This is a genomic window from Streptomyces sp. JLSY215 (assembly GCF_059682825.1).
The window spans coordinates 7397210-7415284 of record NZ_CM185022.1 but is presented as its reverse complement, the minus strand read 5'-3'; the positions used below and the strand labels follow the sequence as shown (position 1 = coordinate 7415284).

The window sequence follows — 18075 nt, the reverse complement described above, 5'->3', positions numbered from 1 at the left end:
TGCACCGGCCCTCCGCGCCCCTCCGCCACTTACTTCTCGGAGCCGGCGTCCCCGGAGCCGGTGTCCTGGGATCCGGCGCCCCGGGCGGCCTCGGCCACGGCGCCGCCGCTCCCCTGGCCGTTCCCGTCACCACTCCCGTCGCCGTTCGCCTCGCCGTTCCCCGGCCCGATCTGGAGCGCGAAGTCGCCGTCGTACTGCTCATGCCCCGCGATGACGGCCATTTCGACGGCCTCCTCGCCCTTCTGCCCCCGCACGATCAGCGGATCGCTGCGCAGATCCCGCATCAGCGCCCAGCACATGGCGACCATGACCACCATGAACGGCACCGCGACCAGGATCGTCAGATTCTGCAGTCCGGTCAGCGCATCGCCCGAGCCGCCGCCGATGAGCAGCATGACGGCGGCGACCGCGCCGGTCACGACCCCCCAGAACACCACAACGAGGCGGGTGGGTTCGAAGGTTCCCTTCTGCGAGAGGGTGCCCATCACGATGGAGGCGGCATCGGCGCCCGAGACGAAGAAGATGCCGACCAGGATCATCACCAGGATGCTGGTGACGGTCGCGACCGGGTACTGGTGCAGCACGTCGAAGAGCTGGCCCTCCGAGGTGGCCGAGCCGTTCAGCTGCTTGCCGTCCTGCAGTTTCATGGCCGAGCCGCCGAAGATCGCGAACCAGACCAGGCTGACGACACTGGGGACGAGGATGACGCCGCCGATGAACTGACGGATCGTCCGGCCGCGGCTGATCCGGGCGATGAACATGCCGACAAAGGGCGTCCAGGAGATCCACCACGCCCAGTAGAAGACGGTCCAGCTGCGCAGCCAGTCACCCACATCGCTGCCGCTGCTGGCCTCCGTGCGGCCCGCCAGCTGCGGCAGCTCCCCGAGGAAGGAGCCGATGGAGGTCGGCACCAGGTTGAGGATGAGGATGGTCGGTCCGACGACGAAGACGAAGACCGCCAGGAGCAGCGCCAGCACCATGTTGATGTTGGACAGCATCTGGACGCCCTTGGCGATGCCGGAGACCGCGGACAGGATGAAGGCGATGGTCAGCACGGTGATGATGACGATCAGCAGGGTGGTGCTGACGCTGTCCATCCACCCCAGCACCTTGATGCCGCTGCCGATCTGCAGGGCGCCGAGGCCGAGCGAGGCCGCGGAGCCGAAGAGGGTGGCGAAGATGGCCAGGATGTCGATGACCCGACCGCCCCAGCCGTTCGCCCGCCGCTTGCCGATGAGCGGGGTGAACACCGCGCTGATCGTCTGCCGCCTCCCCCGCCGGAAGCAGCTGTACGCGATGGCCAGTCCCACGACCGCGTAGATGGCCCAGGGGTGCAGCGTCCAGTGGAACAGCGTGGTGGCCAGCGCCGTGTCCATCGCCTGGGCGGAGTCCTTGGGGGTGGTGCCCGGAGGCGGGTTCGTGAAGTGTCCCAGCGGCTCGCTGACGCCGTAGAACATCAGGCCGATGCCCATGCCCGCGCTGAACATCATCGCGACCCAGGACACCGTACGGAACTCCGGCTCCTCGCCTTCCTTGCCGAGGGTGATCCGGCCGTACTTGCTGACGGCCAGCCAGATCGCGAAGATGACGAAGCCAGAGGCGGCGAGCACAAAGGCCCAGCCGCCGTTGTCGATCACCCAGTGGAGCATCGACGTCGAGACATTCTTGAGCGATGCGGTGGACCCCGCCCCCCAGGCGATGAACGCCAGGGTGAGCAGGGCGGTGACACCGAAGACCACGCGGTCGGTCTGCGGGGGCGTGGTCCGGTGAGCGGCGTCCGGCGGCACCGTCACCGGAGGCGGGCCACCTCCGTCTCCCTTTTCCTTTACCGTGTCCGACACTGTTTGCCTTTCAATTGGCCATATTTTCCTTACCTGTTACCCCCTATCACGGCGTCGCAGTACCGCACCGGCGTCGCGACCGTAAGGTGATAACCGGCCCGCTGGTCCAACAGCAGCGGGACGAGCTTCCGCAGCGACTGGCGGAGCGGGACGACGGCGCCCCCGTCGGCGGCCCGCCGCCAGCCGACGCCGTGCAGGCGCAACACCCCTTCGAGCCGCCCGAACTGCCCGGCATCCAGGCGGTAGGCACACGGCGGGTCCGCCAGCACCTCGTCGTCCGACGCCGGATCGTTGTCCGCGCCGCCGAGATAGACGGGGCCCCGGTCGGCGTATCCGGCGGTCCGGGCCGCGGTGGTGGCCGCTTCGATGCGCAGCCGGTGACGGTCCAGGAAGGTGAATGCACCCTTCAGCGCGGCGAGTTGGGAGGTGACCCGGCGTCTGTTGTTGGCCGCCGGGTCGGCCTTCTCGGCATCCGTGAGGGCATCGACCCGGGTCTCGACGAGCAGTCCGACCGAGCCCTTCACGCCCGCCGTGTTGCGCAGGATCCGCTCCTGTCCGTCGCCCGCCACCTGCTTGACCGGGTCGCCGGTCTCCGGGTCGGTCCAGATGCCGTAGACGCCGGTGGTGAAGCCCTCCTTCTGGACGGCCGGTTCGACGAAGTCCTCGGAGAGGGAGCGGGCCTCGCGGTGCACCGCGTCCGCGGTGTTGAGGTTGCGCGGCCACAGGGACAGCAGGTCCTTGACGTAGTACGGGGCGGTGGGGCTGTATTCGTGCAGGTCGTAGAGGGTGTCGGGCCGGTAGTCGCGGATCACCGCACCCATCGCGCGGGCCTCGGGGGTCTCCAGGGCGAGATGGTCGCGGTTGATGTCGGTGCCGTCGGCGTTCCCCCGGGTGTCCGCCGCCCGGCCGTCGGGGTTGGCGGTCGGTACGACCAGCACGCTGGTGTGCGCGAGGAAACGCAGGGTCGCCGGGTCCTTGGCGTAGGCGAGGTTCCGGATGGTGGTGAGGCACGCCTCGCGTCCGGCGGGTTCGTCGCCGTGCTGGGAGCAGATGAACAGGACGGAGTTGCCGCGGCGGACGTCCTGGGGACGCTCGGGGGCGGGTGCGCCGATCCGTACGAGCTGCAGCGGACGGCCCTGCCGGGTGACGCCGATACGGTCGATCCGTACCCGGGGAGTGGCACGGTCGACGGCGGCGAGGAAGGTCTGTTCCTCGCGTTGGCCGGTCCACCGGGCGCCGTGACTGGTCTCGAAGCCGGTGCGGGGGATCTGCGGTCCGGCCGCGCCGGCGGGGGCGGCGGGCAGGGCCGCGGCGAGCGTGGCCATCAGACCGAGGGCCAGCGCGCCGAGGGTGAGGCTGCGGGAGCGGGGTCTCACGGAATACCTCCCTGGGTCGAGGAGAGGGAAAGGGGCCGCCCGGGGTGGGGCGGCCCCGGCCGGATCAGCCCGCGGACGGGATGCGGCTGATCACGCGCGGCGGTGCGATCCCGTCGAGCGGCGGGTGGGCGGTGGCCCCTCGCGCGGCGCCCGCCGTGGCGCGGGCGAAGGCCGCGGCGCCGCCGGTCACCGGCAGTTCGGCGGCGGTGCGGCGCAGATCGAGGGTCAGCTGCGGCCTGGAGGACGGCGGGTCGATCAGGCCCGCGTCGGTCCCCGCGACGATCAGCGCGAGGCGGTGGCCGGCGGGCACGATGTGATCGGCGGCGGCCAGGTCCAGGGTGATCGTGTACGGCTTGCCCGGGGTGAGCGGGCGGCCCTTGCGGTCGTCGGCGTAGTTGCCGAGGTCGGCCCAGCCGCGGCTGAAGACGGTGTGCGCCACCTTCTGGGTGTCGGCGGCGGTATTCTTGAAGCAGCCGGTATCGCCCTTGTTGCCGGCGCCCCAGCAGGTCTGCTTGGTCAGTGTGGTGATGCCCTCGCCGTCGGCGCCGTAGTTGCGGATGGTGTCCGGGCCGAGGTCCACCAGGACGGCGGAGAGATGGGCGGTCGAGGTGCTCGGGGTGGCCGTGACGGTCACCTTGCCGGAGCCGGACAGCCGCAGCGGTGCGGACAGCGGGCCGGTGGTGAACCCGGCCTTGCCGGGCGTCGACCGGTCGATGGCCGCCGCCCAGTCGGCCTCGCTCAGCTTCGGGTCGTCGGTGAAGGCCGCGCGAGCGCCCCGCGGTGCGGGTTCGGTGCCCAGGACGCCGACGCCGGGCGTGGTGCCGTTACGGGGCCGCACGGTGGTGGCCGCCGTTCCGGCCGCGGGCCACTGCGCATCGGTGGACCACTTGTCCGGCGCGCGCTCGATGTCCGCCATCGGCGCGCGCTCGATGCCGTTGTCGTAGCCCATCAGATAGTGGTCGAACCACCGGTGCAGGGTGGTGACCCAGGTGCCGCGCCGGTAGTCGAAGGGGTCCACGTGCCCGGTCTGGGACAGCCAGACCTTGCGCTCGACGCCGTTCCGGGCGAGCGCGTCCCACCAGCGTCCGGCGTGCCGGGTACGGACGTTGAGGTCCTGCATCCCGTGCACCATGAAGACGCTGGCACGGACCTTGGCGGCGTTGCGGACGTAGTCCCGCTCGGTCCACAGGCCGGTCCAGTCGCCGGTCCGGGGCGCGCCCTCGACCAGCTTCCGCTGTACTGCGGCACAACGTTTCTGCGCCTCGGGGCTCTCGACCGCCTTCGCCAGCGCGTCGGGGCCGGAGTCGTACAGCGGGGCGCCCTTGGCGAAGTAGTAGTCGTACCAGGAGGAGATGCCGGCTATCGGGACGATGGTCTTGAGGCCCTTGACGCCGGTGGCCGCAACGCCGTTGGCGATGGTGGCGTCCCAGCTCTTGCCGATCATGCCGGTGCTGCCGTTGGACCAGTCGGCGGTGACGGCCTTGCCTCCCGTCCGGGCCGAATAGGCGCGCCCTCTGCCGCCCAGCCAGTCGACCACGGCCTTCGCCGACCGGATGTCGGAGCGTCCGCCGATGTCGATGCAGCCGTCGGAGCGGTTGGTGCCCGCCAGGTCGACCAGGACGGTCGCATAGCCGCGCGGCACGAAGTAGTTGTCGTAGAAGAGGGGGAACTGGACCGGGCGGCCCTTGCTGTCGTAGGTCTTCTTCTGGCTCTCGTTGCCGCGTCCGCAGCAGGAGTAGTAGGGGCTGGCGTCCATGATCACTGGTATCCGGTGGCCCTGCTGGGCGGGTTCGCGGGGCCGCGCGATGTCGACGGCGACCCGGTCGGTCCTGCCGTCCGCGTCGCCGTCCAGCCGCGTGTCCACCCAGACCGTTTCGCGTATCGCGTGGTCGTAGGAGTACACGGGTCTGCTCTCGCCGGACAGCGCGGAAGCGGGTGTCGCGCCCGCGCCGTTCGGTCCGATGAGCAGGGACAACAAGGCGACGGTGGCCGCCGTCACGAGCGCTTTCCAAAGGATGCGGGGTGTCCGCGCACGTATCGTCACGGGCGGACGGTAGCGCGGGTCAACTCCCCTGCAGAAGGGGGCGCTCGGGGGTGCATGACGACGATATGTCGATCACGTGTCGGATGTGGCCATGGACATGACGGTGGTCCCGATGAGTACATAGGCTCCCAAGAGATCCATCTCCCCTACGAGTTGGAGGACTCGTGCGTCACAGACTTATCGTCCCTGGTGCGGCCGTACTCAGCCTGCTGCTGGCGATCCCGGCATCCGCGGCCGACTTCCGCCCGGGTGCTCCGGGTGTGGGCGACACCTACTACCCGGAGAGCGGGAACGGCGGATACGACGTCTCCCACTACGACCTGCGGCTCAAGTACCAGCCGAAGACGGACCTGCTGGAAGGCACGGCGACGCTGCTCGCCGAGACGACCCAGGACCTCTCCCGCTTCAACCTCGACTTCGGCCTCAAGGTCAGCGAGATCCGGGTCAACGGCAAGAAGGCCGCCTTCAAGACCTCCGGCAAGCACGAGCTGGAGGTCACTCCGGCCGCGCCGCTGGAGAAGGGCACGCAGATCAGCGTCGTGGTCCGCTATGCGGGCAAGCCCTCGGAGGTGAAGATCGACGGGTACAGCGGCTGGGCCCGTACGCCCGACGGCGGTGTGGTGGCGCAGGAGCCGGACGCCGCCGTGTGGTGGTACCCGAGCAACGACCACCCCACCGACAAGGCGACGTACGACATCTCGGTGGCGGTCCCGGACGGCACCCAGGCGCTCAGCAACGGCGTACTGCTGTCGGAGACCTCCAAGCTCGGCTGGACGCGCTACAACTGGCGCTCGGACAAGCCGCAGTCGACGTATCTGACCACGCTCGCGGTCGGCAAGTTCGACATCACCAAGGACACCACCGCGAACGGCCTGCCGGTCATCAACGCCGTCAGCAAGGACCTGGGCGCCAACACGGGCGCGGCGAAGGCCAGCATCGCGCGCACGGCCGAGATCGTGGAGTGGGAGGAGGGCCTCTTCGGCCCGTACCCCTTCAACGCGCTGGGCGGGTATGTGCCGAACGTGCCGGCCGGGTACGCGCTGGAGACCCAGACCCGCCCGTTCTACGGCGCCAAGGCGTTCGACAAGGGCGCCAATGTGTCCGTGGTCGTCCATGAGCTGGCGCACCAGTGGTACGGCGACAGCGTGTCCCTCAAGGACTGGAAGGACATCTGGGTCCACGAGGGCTTCGCCCGCTACAGCCAGTGGCTGTGGTCGGAGAAGGAGGGCGAGGGCACCGCGCAGGAGCTCGCGGACTACGTGTACGCGCAGCACCCGGCCGACGACCCGTTCTGGAAGGTCAAGCCCGGCGACCCCGGCGCGGAGAACCAGTTCGACATCGCGGTCTACGACCGGGGCGCGCTGGCCCTCCAGGCGCTGCGCAACAAGGTCGGCGACAAGGTCTTCTTCAAGATCCTCAAGGCCTGGCCGACCGAGAACAGGTACGGCAACGGCTCGGTGGCCGACTTCGTGAAGTTCGCGGAGAAGAAGTCCGGGCAGAAGCTCGGCGACTTCTTCGACACCTGGCTGTTCAAGACCGCGAAGCCGTCCGCCGCTGCCGCCAAGGGCATCACGGCCGACGCGCGGAAGGCGCCGGTGGCGCAGCCGAAGTCGTGGAAGTCGATCGCGGCCACGAATCAGGTGCACGAGGCGCACGGGCACTGACCGCGGATCCCGGACCGTGGATCACGGATCCCGGACCGCGTAACGACTCCTTGTAAGGACTCCTTGAGGAAGTCATGAGGCCTGCGTGAGCGGAGCCGGGGGTGCCCCGCACCCCCGGCTCCGCTCGTCGGATCAGCCGCGCGCCGCCCGGTGGGCCCGCCGGGCCCGGCGCGCGAGGGGCATGTAGCGCACCCGCTCCGGCAGCAGCGGGACCACGATCCGCACCACCCGCCCGAAGCGGCGCAGGGCCCGCTCCTGCTCGTCGGTCCACTCCAGGCCGATGGCGCGCCGCGCGTCCGGCGGCATCAGCCCGACGGTGACGAAGCGCCGCAGCCGGGCGAAGCGCGGGTAGAGCCACGGCCAGGCCGTCCGGAGCAGCGCCCGCAGCGGGCGCGGGCCGCGGTCGGGCACCGGCATCGGCCGCTCCGGTGCCAGCAACTCCCTGACGACGAGGGTCTCTTCGAGCTCGTCGTCGAGGACCTTGCGGTAGTACGGCCAGAACTCCTCGATCGTCTGCGGCATATCGCGGTCGTGGAGGCCCAGGACCCGGCCGACCTGGAGCCACTCCGCGTACAGCTGCCGCTCCTGTGCCTCGGTGAAGGGGCGGCCGAGATAGCGCTGGGCGTGCCGGAAGACGGGGTAGCCGGTGGCGTGCACCCAGGCGTAGGAGGCCGGGCTGAGCGCGTGGTACTTCCTGCCGTGCGCATCGATGCCGTGGATGCTCCGGTGCAGCCGCCGCAGCCGGCGCCCCTCCGCGGCGGCCTCGTCGCCTCCGTACACCCACGTCTGGAGGGAGACCAGCGAGCGCTCGCCCCGGCCCCAGGGGTCCGTACGGAAGACGGAGTGGTCGTCCACGCCCGCGCCCACCGCGGGGTGCGCGACCTGCATCGTCAGCGCGGCGGGCAGGGTCAGCAGCATGCGGATGTCCCCGGCCAGCGACCAGAGGACTCCGCCCGGCGGCGGCGGTATCGGGGCTCTCCGTCCAGATTTCACCGGTTTCACCCCGTTAGACATCATACGGCTCTCCCAGGGGGCGCCGGGCGCGCGGATCGGCACCCGGCCCGTGGGTGTGCCAGTACGCCAGGAACATGGCCGGGGCGATCCGCAGCGGCGGCGGCACCAGCGCCATCAGCGCGCGCACCAGCCGGGCGAACCGCCGCAGCCGCCGCTGCCGCCGCCCGCTCCAGGTCAGACCGAGGCGCTCGCGCAGCACGGGCGGCAGCAGGCCGACGGTGACCAGCAGCGCGTAGTGCGCGGCGACCGCGGCGAACGGCCGCCACAGCGGCGCGGGCACCCACCACACCGGCGGCTTCTGCGGACGGGCCAGCTCGTCGAGGACGTCCCGGACCGACCGGTTCATCTCCAGCCGGTCCTCGACCATGGCGTCGTAGTAGGCGCAGAACGCGTCCCAGTCGGGCGGCAGATGGTGTTCCTTGAGCCCCCAGACGCGCCCCACGTCCCTCATCTCGCGGTAGTACTCGGCGGTTTGCTCCTCGGTCATGCCCTTGCCGAAGAGCCGGAGAGCGTCGACCGGACCGCGGACGAGGGTGGCGTGCACCCAGTGGTACGCCTCGGGGTGCAGCGCGTGGTAGCGGCGGCCCTGTGCGTCGACGCCCTTCATCGCCCGGTGGACGTCCCGCAGCCGCCGGGCCTCCGCGGTGGCGGCGCTCTGGCCTCCGTAGATGACGGTGCCCAGGGAGCCGACCGTGCGGAACAGCCGCTGCCAGGGCCGGGCGCGGAAGTCCGAGTGGTCCTCGACGCCGGCGCCGACGACGGGGTGGGCGACCTGGAGGAGCAGGAGCTGAGGTGACGTCAGGAAGGCGCGGGTGTCGCCGAAATGGCGCCAGGCCATGCCGCCGCGGCGGGGCGCCCGCACCTGTGCCGGCGGTCCGGGTGCCGGTTCGGGAGGGGTGTGGGCTGATGTCGCGGCGCTCATCCGGCCTCCTGGGGTCCGCGTACGGCACTGCCGAGTTGAATCCGTGTCAGCAGTGTTGACGCGGCTCGTGAAACAAGTCAATAGTCTTTGTAACATTGACTCACTCCGTCGGGAGGACCTTGCTATGGGCCCCGAAATGGCAGTCAGAGAACGTGAGTTGAGCCCTGAGGGACGCACCCACTGGAAGCGCGCGGCCGTGCTGCTGATGCCCGGCGTCGCCTGCGTGGGCGCGATCGTCATCGCCCTGGCCCAGGGCGCGATGGCCGCGTCGTTCGCCGTCTCCGGCAAGAACTTCAAGGTCTCCGCCGACGAGATCACCGGCCGGGGCATCTCCAGCTTCCCGTCGTCCCTCAGCAGCAAGGACGGCACGGGGCACGCCGTACTGCTCGCCGGCATCAGGTCCGGTACGGCAAAAGGGGTCTGCCTGTCGATGAAACAGCGTCTGCCGCTGGTCGGCGAGGTGTCGCTGATCGTCCGGTCGGGCGGCGAGCGGGCCGTCAAGGGCGAGAACCTGGTCGTCAACGCCGACGCGCTGACCAGCAGCGGCGGCCGGGTGACCGGGGTGCAGGCGGGCCGGGACGCCGCCACGCTCGATGCCGCCCCGGGCGTCAGCGGCCCGCAGGGACTGTTCGGCGTCCAGGCGGACACCGCGCTCGCCCGGGACGTACGGAGCACGGCCTGGGCCTCGAACGGCGGCTCGCTCACCCTCGACAAGGTCGAGATCGAGCTGAGCAACAGCGGCAAAGAGTGCTACTAGCCGGGAGGTGAGCTACCCGTGATCACTTTCGTCCTCGGCTTTCTCGCCGAGCTGGCCAGGGAATTCGGCAGCTGGTTCGACCGGATACTGCCCGCTCCCGGGCTGCGCCGGCCGCTGCGGGCATGGCGCCGGCGCCGCCCCTTCTGGGCGGCGGTGTGGGCGGTGGGCGGCGGCGTCGAGATGATCGTCCTGCCGCTGGCGCCGCTGCCGCTGATGCTCAAGGTCGGCATCGGCGCCATGTCCGCGATCGGCGTGGGCCTGGTGCTCATCGCGGGCGGCCTCTTCTTCCTCTTCGCCCCCGCGCAACGGATGTTCGTCTCGGTCGTCACCGCCATCGCCTCGCTCGTCTCGCTCGCCACCACCAATCTCGGCGGCTTCGGGATCGGCTGCGGACTGGGTCTGCTCGGCTCGTCCATGGCGTTCGGCTGGTTGCCGCAGCGGCGCGGGACGGCCGGCACGGAGGCGGTGACCGCCCGCCCAAAAGCGCATGAGGGCCGCAGCGTCCGGCAGGTCTCGCGCACCTCGGCCCTCGCCCTGGCACTGCCGCTCGCGCTCACCACGGGGCTGGTCACGGCTGCACCCCCGGCGGCGGCCCGGCCGGCCGCGGCCGGGATCTCCCTGCCCTGCCTGACCGGCGTGGACACGGGAGGCGCCGACAACCCCGACGACCCCGGCCCGCCGCCCTCCGGGGGCGGCCGGCCCACCAGAACCGCGGAGCCCGGCACGATCGGCGCCCCCGACGACCGCACCGCGCTCAAGCCGCCGCTGGTCGTAGGGAAACAGCCGGGGCCGGGCCTCGCGGTCTACCCCGTCAGCCCGTACTACCCGACCGTCGGCGCCGACCGGCTGGCCGCCACCGACGCGATCGTCCACGGCGCGACCTACCTCGCCACCCTGGGCGGCGGCCGCCTCAAGGTCCTGTGGGTGCACGCCGCGCGGATCGTCGCCGACAACTACCACTTCGAGGTGCGGGGCCCGGACGGCCGCACCCACGTCCTGGACGTCCAGCTCGACATCCGTGACGTCGATGTCTACGCCACCTACCTCAAGGGTTCCCTCGAGATCCCCGTCCTGAAGGTCCACACCCCGGGGATCTGCATCGGCGCGGACGTCGTTCCGGCCAACCTCCCCCTCGCCGTCCAGCTCCCCGAACTGACCATGGAGCCGGTCACCGCGGGACAGGTCCTCGTCGATGCCGCCGAGGTGCGCTACACGGTCCTCGGCAGCCACCCCAAGAACTAGGCCCCAAGAGCCAGCCCCCAGGAGGTATCCCCATGGGCCGCTACACCCGGCTGCGCGCGATCCGCCGGATGGACCCCGAGCGCGACTACGAGCAGATCTTCCGCTGGATCACCCGGTACGAGTTCCCCTGGGACTACGCGCAGGGCGTCAGCATCGCCTTCCTGCGCGACTACGGCGTCCCGAGGATCTCCCAACTCCTCGACCGTACCCAGGAGTTCGAGCGCGCCGGGCAGAAGCGCTACGACGACACGGTGCTCTTCGGCCACGAGATGGCCGCCGACGGCTTCGACTCCGAACGGGGCCGCGCCGCCGCCCGCCACCTCAACCGCATCCACGGAAAGTACAAGATCGCCAACGAGGACTTCCGCTTCGTCCTGGCCACCACCGTCGTCGGCCCCAAACGCTGGATCGACCGCTTCGGCTGGCGGCCGCTGTGCGCCAACGAATGCCAGGCGCTCGCGCTGGTCGGCCACAAGATGGCCGAGCTGATGGGCATCGAGGGCGCGCCCCGCACCATGCCCGGGTACGAGCGGCTGCTCGACGCGTACGAGGCCGAGAGATTCGCGTACGACCCGGCCAACCACCGCGTCGCCAACGCCACCTTCCGCGTCATGTCCGCCTGGTACCCGGCCGCGCTGCGCCCGGCCGTCGCCCGCTTCTCCCTCGCCCTGCTCGACGAGCCGTTGCTCCGCGCCCTCGGCTTCCCCGAACAGCCCGCCCGGACACGGGCATGGGCGGTGCGCGCACTGCGCGCCCGCGCCGCCTTCGTCCGCCTCACCCCGGCCCGGCCCGAGTCGCGCCCCGGCCTCGCCCCGCCCCGTTCGTACCCCTTCGGCTACACGCTCGACGACCTCGGGCCCGCCTGGGCCCGACACCGGCCGCTCCGGCCGCTGCCCTGCGAGGACGCCTCTTGACGACCCGCAGCACGCCGACGCGCTTCACCGTCCGCTCCCCCGTCACCGGCGAACCCGTCGGCGACCATCCGGTGCACGGCCCCGCGGAGGTGCGCGCCGCCGTCGAGCGGGCCGGTGCGGCGGCGCGCCACTGGGCCGACTGCGGCTGGGCGGAGCGCCGGGCGCGGCTGCTCACCTGGAAGCGCTCCCTGGCGCGGCGCGCGGACGAGATCGCGTCGCTGATCTGCGCCGAGACCGGCAAACCGGTCCGGGACGCGCGGGCCGAGGTCCTGCTCACCCTCGTCCATCTGGACTGGGCGGCCCGCCATGCCCGCCGGGTCCTGGGCCGCCGCCGCGTCCCGGCCGGTCCGCTCTCCGTCCATCAGCGCGCGCTGCTCGCCTACCGTCCGCTCGGCGTCATCGGAGTGATCGGCCCCTGGAACTATCCCCTCTACACCCCGATGGGCTCCATCGGCCACGCCCTCGCGGCGGGCAATGCGGTGGTCTTCAAGCCGTCCGAACTGACGCCGGGGGTCGGGGAGTTGCTGGCCCGGAGCTTCGGCGAGGCGGTGCCCGGACACGCCGGTCTGCTGCAGACGGTGACCGGCCACGGGCCGACCGGTGAGGCGCTGGCCCGCTCCGGCGTCGACAAGATCGCCTTCACCGGTTCCCCCGGCACCGCCCGCAAGGTGGCCGCCGTCTGCGCCGAACGGCTCACCCCCCTCCTCGCCGAATGCGGCGGCAAGGACGCCGTCCTGGTGGACGCCTCGGCCGATCTGGACGAGGCGGCCGACGCGATCGTCTGGGGCGCGATGGCCAACGCCGGGCAGACCTGCGCCGGTGTGGAACGCGTCTACGCCGTCGCCTCGGTCCACGCCGCCCTGTGCGCACGCATCGTGCAGCGGGTGCGGGCGCTGCGCCCCGGCCCGGACCCGGACTCCGCGTACGGCCCGCTCACCCGCCCCGGGCAGCTCGCCACCGTGGCACGCCATATGGAGGAAGCCCTGGCCGCGGGCGCCCGCGCCCCTTACGGCGGCCCCGAGTCCCTCCGCCCGCCGTATGTGCACCCCGTGGTGCTGGTGGACGTCCCGGAGGACTCCCCCGCGATGCGGGAGGAAACCTTCGGCCCGCTGGTCGCCGTCAACGCCGTCCGCGACCTCGACGAGGCGGTGGCCCGCGCCAACTCCGGCGGCTACGCCCTGGGCGCGGCGGTCTTCACGGGCCGCCGGCGCACCGGCGCGGCCGTGGCCGAGCGCCTCAACACCGGTGCGGTGTCCGTCCATTCGGTGCTGGGATTCGCCGCGATACCTTCCCTCCCGTTCGGCGGCTCGGGCGAGTCGGGGTACGGACGCATCCACGGCGCCGAGGGGCTACGGGCCTTCGCCGCGCCCCGGGCGGTCACGGTGCGGCGATTCCGGCCGCCCGTCGATCCGATGTCGTTCGCGGGGCCGCGGCGCCGGGCGGAGCGTGCCGTGGAGCTCGGGCGGTGGTTCCACGCCCGCCGGTGAGCCGCGCCCGTCGATGAGCCGCGCCCGCCGGCGGGTCGTGGGACGTCCCGCCCGCTCAGCGCTCCAGCAGCGGCGTCAGATACCGGCGCGCAAAACCGCGCGCCTGCTCATCGTCCTCCAGCGCGAAACAGCTGACCGGATTGAGCAGGAAGGACACCGTGATCCGCACCATCAGCTCGGCGACCGGCGTCGGATCGCTCTCCGCCCGCCCCTCCGCACGCTGCGCCCGCCGCAGATGCCCCGCCAGATATCCCCGCATCGCAAGGAAGGAGGGCCCGCTCTCCAGCGTCAGATACGGCAGCATCGTCTCCGGCTCCAACCGCATCAGCCCACCGATCAGCGGATGCCCCCGGATCAGCCGGAGGATGGCGGCGAACCCCTCCACCATCCGCTCCTCCATGGTCGGCAGCCCCGCGACGGCCGCATCCACCTCCGCCACGAACAGCCGGTACTCCCGCAGCAGCACCTGCTGCACCAGCTCGTCCTTGTTCCCCACCCGCCGGTACACCGTGACCCGCGACACCCTGGCCCGCTTGGCCACATCGTCCACGGTCGACCGCCGCAGCCCGAACGTCATGAACTGCTCCCGCGCCGCATCGAGGATCTTCTCGGTCAGCGCGTCCCCGGCCGGGGCGCTCTCCATCGCCCGCGCGAGCAGCGATCCGTCATTCCGGTGGTCCGTTCCGGCGGTCGGCGTCGCGTCCGTGTTCCGCAGGCCCATCGGCCCTCCCGTCCTAGCGATGCGGTGGCCCGGTCGGCCCGAACGGCCCGGTCGATCGGCTCGGCCGGTTCGGCCCCCATGGTCCTCGTAACAAAGACACTAACCGAATAACTTTGTCACTACGCCCTGTTCAGGAGGCATTCGATGACCACGCCGCTCACCCCCGAACAGCAGGATTTCGTCACCGCGTTGCGCGACTTCGCCCGCCGCGAGTGCGGCACCCGCGAACAGCGCGACGCCCTGACCGCCGAGACCGGCGGCCCGCACAGCCCCTCCCTGTACGCGCGTCTGGCGGCCCTGGGGTGGCTGGGCGTCTGCCTTCCCGAAGAGTACGGCGGCGCCGGCGGCGGCATGACCGACGCCTGTCTCTTCCTGGAGGAGTGCGCCCATGGCCTCGTGCCGGCCGGCGGCTTCATCACCTCCGTGATCACCGCCAAGGCGTACGAGAAGTTCGGCAGCCCGGCCCAGAAGAAGGCCGCGATCGGCGGCGCCGTCGCCGGCCGGGTGCTGTCCATCGCCATGTCCGAACCTGACGCGGGATCGGATGTCGCCGCGCTGCGCTGCCGCGCCGAACGCGCCCCGGGCGGCGGCTGGCTGATCAACGGCCACAAGACCTGGATCTCCAACGCCCATCTCGCCGAGCACATCCTGCTCGTGGCCAGGACCGGCAGCGGCGGGGACAAGCACGAAGGGCTGACGATGTTCCATCTGCCCGCCGCCACGCCCGGCGTGGAGATCCGCGGCATCGACACCATGGGCGGCCGTGAGGTCAACGACGTCTACCTCACCGATGTCCGGCTGCCCGCCGACGCGGTGGTCGGACGCCCCGAGCACGCCTGGACCCAGCTGATGGCAGGGCTGAACGCCGAACGCCTCTTCCTCGCCGCCCATATGCTCGGCCTCTCCCGCCGGATCCTCGACGACACCCTCGACCACGTCCGCACACGGGAGCAGTTCGGCCGCCCGGTCGGCTCGTTCCAGGCGCTGCGCCACCGCCTCGCCGACCTGGCCACCGAGATCACCTGCGCGGGCCTGCTCGTACGGGAGGTGGCGGCGCGCTGCGACGCGGAACCGGACCGGCTCTTCCCCCGCGAGGCGTCCATGGCGAAGCTCAAGGCCACCGAAACCGCCAAACGCGCCGCCCTGGAAGGCATGCAGATGATGGGCGGCTACGGCTATGCCACGGAGTACGACATGGAACGCCATCTGCGCACGGCCGTGGTCTCCACCGTCTACGGCGGCACCAGCGAGATCCAGCGCGACATCATCGGCAGGAGCTACGGCCTGTAGCGGCCGGTAGCCCTCGGCCGTGGCCGTGACGGCACCGGGTCCGGCTAAATCCCTCTTCCCTCAATCTCCTTCCCCCCGGATGGTTACCTCGAAGTAACCTCAGCTGGTTGGATAAGCGTCGCCGGATCAAGCCCCCACCCCCCATAGGGAGTTCCCGTGCCGCACTCTGCGCTGCGCACGTCCCGGGCCGCCGCGATAGCCGCAGCCCTGGCCGCCCTCACCCTCACCGCCGCAGCCCCCACCGCGTCGGCCGCCGCCACCCCTCATCTGAAGGTGCTCACCTACAACACCTTCCTCATGAGCAAGAACCTCTATCCCAACTGGGGCCAGGACCACCGCGCGCAGGCGATTGCGGCCGCGGACTTCTTCCAGGGCAACGACGTCGTCGTCCTCCAGGAAGCCTTCGACAACTCCTCCTCCGACGCCCTGAAGTCGAACGCGTCGGCGCAGTACCCGCACCAGACCCCGGTGGTCGGCCGCAGCAAGAGCGGCTGGGACGCCACCGGCGGCGCCTACTCGGCCGTCACCCCCGAGGACGGCGGAGTGACACTGCTGAGCAAGTGGCCGATCCTGCGCAAGGAGCAGTACGTCTACAAGGACGCCTGCGGTTCGGACTCCCTCTCCAACAAGGGCTTCGTCTATGCCGTGCTGGACGTGAACGGCACCAAGGTGCATGTGGTCGGCACGCACACCCAGTCCACCGACTCGGGCTGCAAGACGGGTGAGGCGGCCGCGGACCGCGCCAAGCAGCTCAAGGAGATCGACGCCTTCCTGGACGCCAAGAACATTCCGGCGGACGAAGAGGTCATGGTGGCCGGCGACCTGAACATCGACTCGCACGGCGACGAGTACAACGCACTGCTCGGCAACGCCGACCTCGCCCCCGCCGACAGCCGCACGGGCCACCCGTACTCCTTCGACACCCAGGAGAACTCCATCGCGAAGTACCGCTACCCGGACGACCCCCGCGAGGACCTGGACTACGTGCTGTACCGCAAGGGCAACGCCCGGCCCGCCAACTGGCAGAACACGGTGATCAAGGAGGAGTCGGCGCCCTGGACGGTCTCCAGCTGGGGCAAGGACTACACCTACACCAATCTCTCCGATCACTACCCCGTGCTCGGCGGCTGAGATACGGGCGCGGCGGCCGGTGGCCCGTGGCCGGCGACCGGCCGCCGCACGCACAAAGGCGGTCGCGGAAGCCTCTCGGCCTCCGCGACCGCCCGTGCGTTCTCAGGCGTGCGCCACTGCGCGGCTACTCCGCCAGTTCGCGTTCCTTGGCGATCCGGGCCACCCGGCCGCGGACCGCGTACCAGCCGACCACCAGGGCGGCGGCCAGGAGCGGGATGATCATCACGGTCTGCCGGCCGACGCCGTCGTCGAACCACATCAGCACGATGACGCCGAGCAGGAAGACGATGGTGGCGATATCGGTGACGGGCGTGCCCGGGAGCCGGAAGCGCGGACGCTCGAGCAGCCCCGCCTTGGTGCGGCGGACGAACACCATGTGGCAGACCATGATCGTGCACCAGGTGCTGATGATGCCCAGCGCCGCGATGTTCAGGACGATCTCGAAGGCCTGGCCGGGCACGAGGTAGTTGAGCCCGACACCCAGGACGCACACCGCGGAGGTGAGCATGATGCCGCCGTACGGCACCTGGTTGCGGTTCATCAGGCCGGCGAACTTGGGCGCGGAGCCCGCCATCGACATCGAGCGCAGAATGCGGCCGGTGGAGTAGAGGCCGGAGTTCAGGCTGGACATCGCCGCGGTCAGCACGACGAGGTTCATGACATCGCCCGCCGCCGGCACGCCGACGTTGGACAGCACCGTCACGAAGGGACTCTGCCCGTCGACGTACTTGTTCCACGGCAGCAGCATCGCCAGCAGGACCACCGAGCCGACGTAGAAGACGCCCACCCGCCACATGATGGAGTTGACGGCCTTCGGCACGACCTTCTGCGGTTCACCGGTCTCACCGGCGGTGACGCCGACCAGTTCGACGGCGGAGTAGGCGAAGACCACGCCTTGGAGCACGATCACCACGGGCAGCAGACCGGTCGGGAAGATGCCGCCGTGGTCGGTGATCAGATTCAGTCCCGGTGTGTGTCCGTCGACCGGGTGCTGGGTGGCCAGCAGGAAGATGCCGATGAACATGAAGATGACCAGCGCCGCGACCTTGATGATCGCGAACCAGAACTCCAGCTCGCCGAAGATCTTCACCGAGATCAGGTTCACCGTCAGCACGACCGCCAGCGCGATCAGCGCCATGACCCACTGCGGGATGGTGGTGAACAGACTCCAGTAGTGCGTGTAGAGCGCGATGGCCGTGATGTCGGCGATACCGGTCGTGGACCAGTTGACGACATACATCCAGCCGGCGACGTACGCGCCCTTCTCCCCCAGGAACTCCCGGGCGTAGGAGACGAAGGAGCCGGAGGACGGGCGGTGCACCACCAGCTCGCCGAGGGCCCGTACGACGAAGAAGGCGAAGAGGCCACAGACCGCGTAGGCCACGGCCAGCGCGGGACCGGCGGAGTGGAGACGGCCGCCGGCACCGAGGAAGAGACCGGTGCCGATCGCTCCGCCGATGGCGATCATGTTGATATGACGGCCCTTGAGGCCCTTGCTGTAGCCCGCGTCGCCCGCATCCTGCTGTGCGCCGCTCCCCCCGTCGTGTGACTTCTGGGCTGCGTCTGTGACGGTTTCAGTGCTCACTGCTGGTGGATCTCGCTTTCAGGCAGGTGCTTGAGCAAAGGCCGGGCTCCGCGGATCGCACGAAGTCGGCCGACGGCACACCTTCCA

The 18075-nt window shown here is 70.8% G+C and carries 14 protein-coding genes; 7 read left to right on the top strand and 7 right to left on the bottom strand.

Annotation, left to right across the window (positions count from 1 at the left end; genetic code table 11):
- Positions 1 to 29: 29 nt before the first annotated feature.
- The 3 genes from AC5677_RS32865 to AC5677_RS32855 all read right to left on the bottom strand — a co-directional run bounded on the left by AC5677_RS32865 (position 30) and on the right by AC5677_RS32855 (position 5261).
- Complete coding sequence (locus AC5677_RS32865) at positions 30 to 1793, bottom strand: BCCT family transporter (RefSeq protein WP_497191516.1); 1764 nt, start codon at positions 1791 to 1793, stop codon at positions 30 to 32.
- A gap of 77 nt (positions 1794 to 1870) precedes the next feature.
- On the bottom strand, positions 1871 to 3166 hold the full coding sequence (locus AC5677_RS32860) for a M14 family metallopeptidase (protein WP_497196843.1): 1296 nt from the start codon (positions 3164 to 3166) through the stop codon (positions 1871 to 1873).
- A 115-nt stretch (positions 3167 to 3281) separates the two neighbouring features.
- On the bottom strand, positions 3282 to 5261 hold the full coding sequence (locus AC5677_RS32855) for a Xaa-Pro dipeptidyl-peptidase (protein WP_497191515.1): 1980 nt from the start codon (positions 5259 to 5261) through the stop codon (positions 3282 to 3284).
- 164 nt (positions 5262 to 5425) lie between these two features.
- Between AC5677_RS32855 and AC5677_RS32850 the strand changes: the two genes are divergently transcribed.
- Positions 5426 to 6925 (top strand): M1 family metallopeptidase, encoded by a 1500-nt coding sequence (locus AC5677_RS32850; RefSeq protein ID WP_497191514.1) that lies wholly within the window; start codon positions 5426 to 5428, stop codon positions 6923 to 6925.
- A 132-nt stretch (positions 6926 to 7057) separates the two neighbouring features.
- Here the strand turns inward: AC5677_RS32850 and AC5677_RS32845 are convergent, their stop codons facing one another.
- Both AC5677_RS32845 and AC5677_RS32840 read right to left on the bottom strand, forming a co-directional pair.
- Positions 7058 to 7939 (bottom strand): oxygenase MpaB family protein, encoded by an 882-nt coding sequence (locus tag AC5677_RS32845; RefSeq protein ID WP_497196842.1) that lies wholly within the window; start codon positions 7937 to 7939, stop codon positions 7058 to 7060.
- Entirely contained in the window at positions 7932 to 8861 is a 930-nt protein-coding gene (locus tag AC5677_RS32840; protein WP_497191513.1) for an oxygenase MpaB family protein, read from the bottom strand. The genes AC5677_RS32845 and AC5677_RS32840 overlap by 8 nt, the downstream gene beginning before the upstream one ends.
- Positions 8862 to 9018: 157 nt before the next feature.
- Here AC5677_RS32840 and AC5677_RS32835 point away from each other — a divergent pair, with 157 nt between their 5' ends.
- Genes AC5677_RS32835 through AC5677_RS32820 form a run of 4 tightly spaced genes read left to right on the top strand, consistent with a single transcriptional unit; the run spans position 9019 to position 13261 of the window.
- The gene (locus AC5677_RS32835) at positions 9019 to 9618 is read left to right on the top strand and encodes a DUF6230 family protein (protein WP_497191512.1); all 600 of its coding nucleotides are present in this window, start codon (positions 9019 to 9021) and stop codon (positions 9616 to 9618) included.
- 18 nt (positions 9619 to 9636) lie between these two features.
- Positions 9637 to 10860 (top strand): DUF6114 domain-containing protein, encoded by a 1224-nt coding sequence (locus AC5677_RS32830; RefSeq protein ID WP_497191511.1) that lies wholly within the window; start codon positions 9637 to 9639, stop codon positions 10858 to 10860.
- Positions 10861 to 10892: 32 nt separating this feature from the next.
- A complete protein-coding gene (locus AC5677_RS32825) occupies positions 10893 to 11774 on the top strand; it encodes an oxygenase MpaB family protein (protein WP_497191510.1) in 882 nt (293 codons plus the stop codon).
- The gene (locus tag AC5677_RS32820) at positions 11771 to 13261 is read left to right on the top strand and encodes an aldehyde dehydrogenase family protein (protein ID WP_497191509.1); all 1491 of its coding nucleotides are present in this window, start codon (positions 11771 to 11773) and stop codon (positions 13259 to 13261) included. The genes AC5677_RS32825 and AC5677_RS32820 overlap by 4 nt, the downstream gene beginning before the upstream one ends.
- A gap of 55 nt (positions 13262 to 13316) precedes the next feature.
- On the opposite strand, the gene AC5677_RS32815 is transcribed toward AC5677_RS32820, so the two are convergent.
- Positions 13317 to 13904, bottom strand: a complete 588-nt coding sequence (locus AC5677_RS32815; protein ID WP_497196841.1) for a TetR/AcrR family transcriptional regulator — start codon at positions 13902 to 13904, stop codon at positions 13317 to 13319.
- A 222-nt stretch (positions 13905 to 14126) separates the two neighbouring features.
- Here AC5677_RS32815 and AC5677_RS32810 point away from each other — a divergent pair, with 222 nt between their 5' ends.
- Together AC5677_RS32810 and sph are read left to right on the top strand one after the other, a co-directional pair.
- Positions 14127 to 15272, top strand: a complete 1146-nt coding sequence (locus tag AC5677_RS32810; RefSeq protein WP_497191508.1) for an acyl-CoA dehydrogenase family protein — start codon at positions 14127 to 14129, stop codon at positions 15270 to 15272.
- Between the two features lie 156 nt (positions 15273 to 15428).
- Complete coding sequence (sph, locus tag AC5677_RS32805) at positions 15429 to 16403, top strand: sphingomyelin phosphodiesterase (protein ID WP_497191507.1); 975 nt, start codon at positions 15429 to 15431, stop codon at positions 16401 to 16403.
- Positions 16404 to 16527: 124 nt separating this feature from the next.
- Here sph and AC5677_RS32800 read toward each other — a convergent pair whose 3' ends face one another.
- Positions 16528 to 17988 carry an amino acid permease gene (locus AC5677_RS32800; RefSeq protein ID WP_497191506.1) on the bottom strand — a complete coding sequence of 487 codons (1461 nt, stop codon included), beginning with the start codon at positions 17986 to 17988 and terminating at the stop codon, positions 16528 to 16530.
- Between the last annotated feature and the right edge of the window lie 87 nt (positions 17989 to 18075).

Bases quoted from the DNA above. Each gene is read 5' to 3' on its own strand.
- AC5677_RS32845 (WP_497196842.1), bottom strand. From the start codon at position 7,939: ATGTCTAACGGGGTGAAACCGGTGAAATCTGGACGGAGAGCCCCGATA.
- AC5677_RS32860 (WP_497196843.1), bottom strand. From the start codon at position 3,166: ATGGCCACGCTCGCCGCGGCCCTGCCCGCCGCCCCCGCCGGCGCGGCC.
- AC5677_RS32825 (WP_497191510.1), top strand. From the start codon at position 10,893: ATGGGCCGCTACACCCGGCTGCGCGCGATCCGCCGGATGGACCCCGAG.
- AC5677_RS32840 (WP_497191513.1), bottom strand. From the start codon at position 8,861: ATGAGCGCCGCGACATCAGCCCACACCCCTCCCGAACCGGCACCCGGA.
- AC5677_RS32810 (WP_497191508.1), top strand. From the start codon at position 14,127: ATGACCACGCCGCTCACCCCCGAACAGCAGGATTTCGTCACCGCGTTG.
- AC5677_RS32815 (WP_497196841.1), bottom strand. From the start codon at position 13,904: ATGGAGAGCGCCCCGGCCGGGGACGCGCTGACCGAGAAGATCCTCGAT.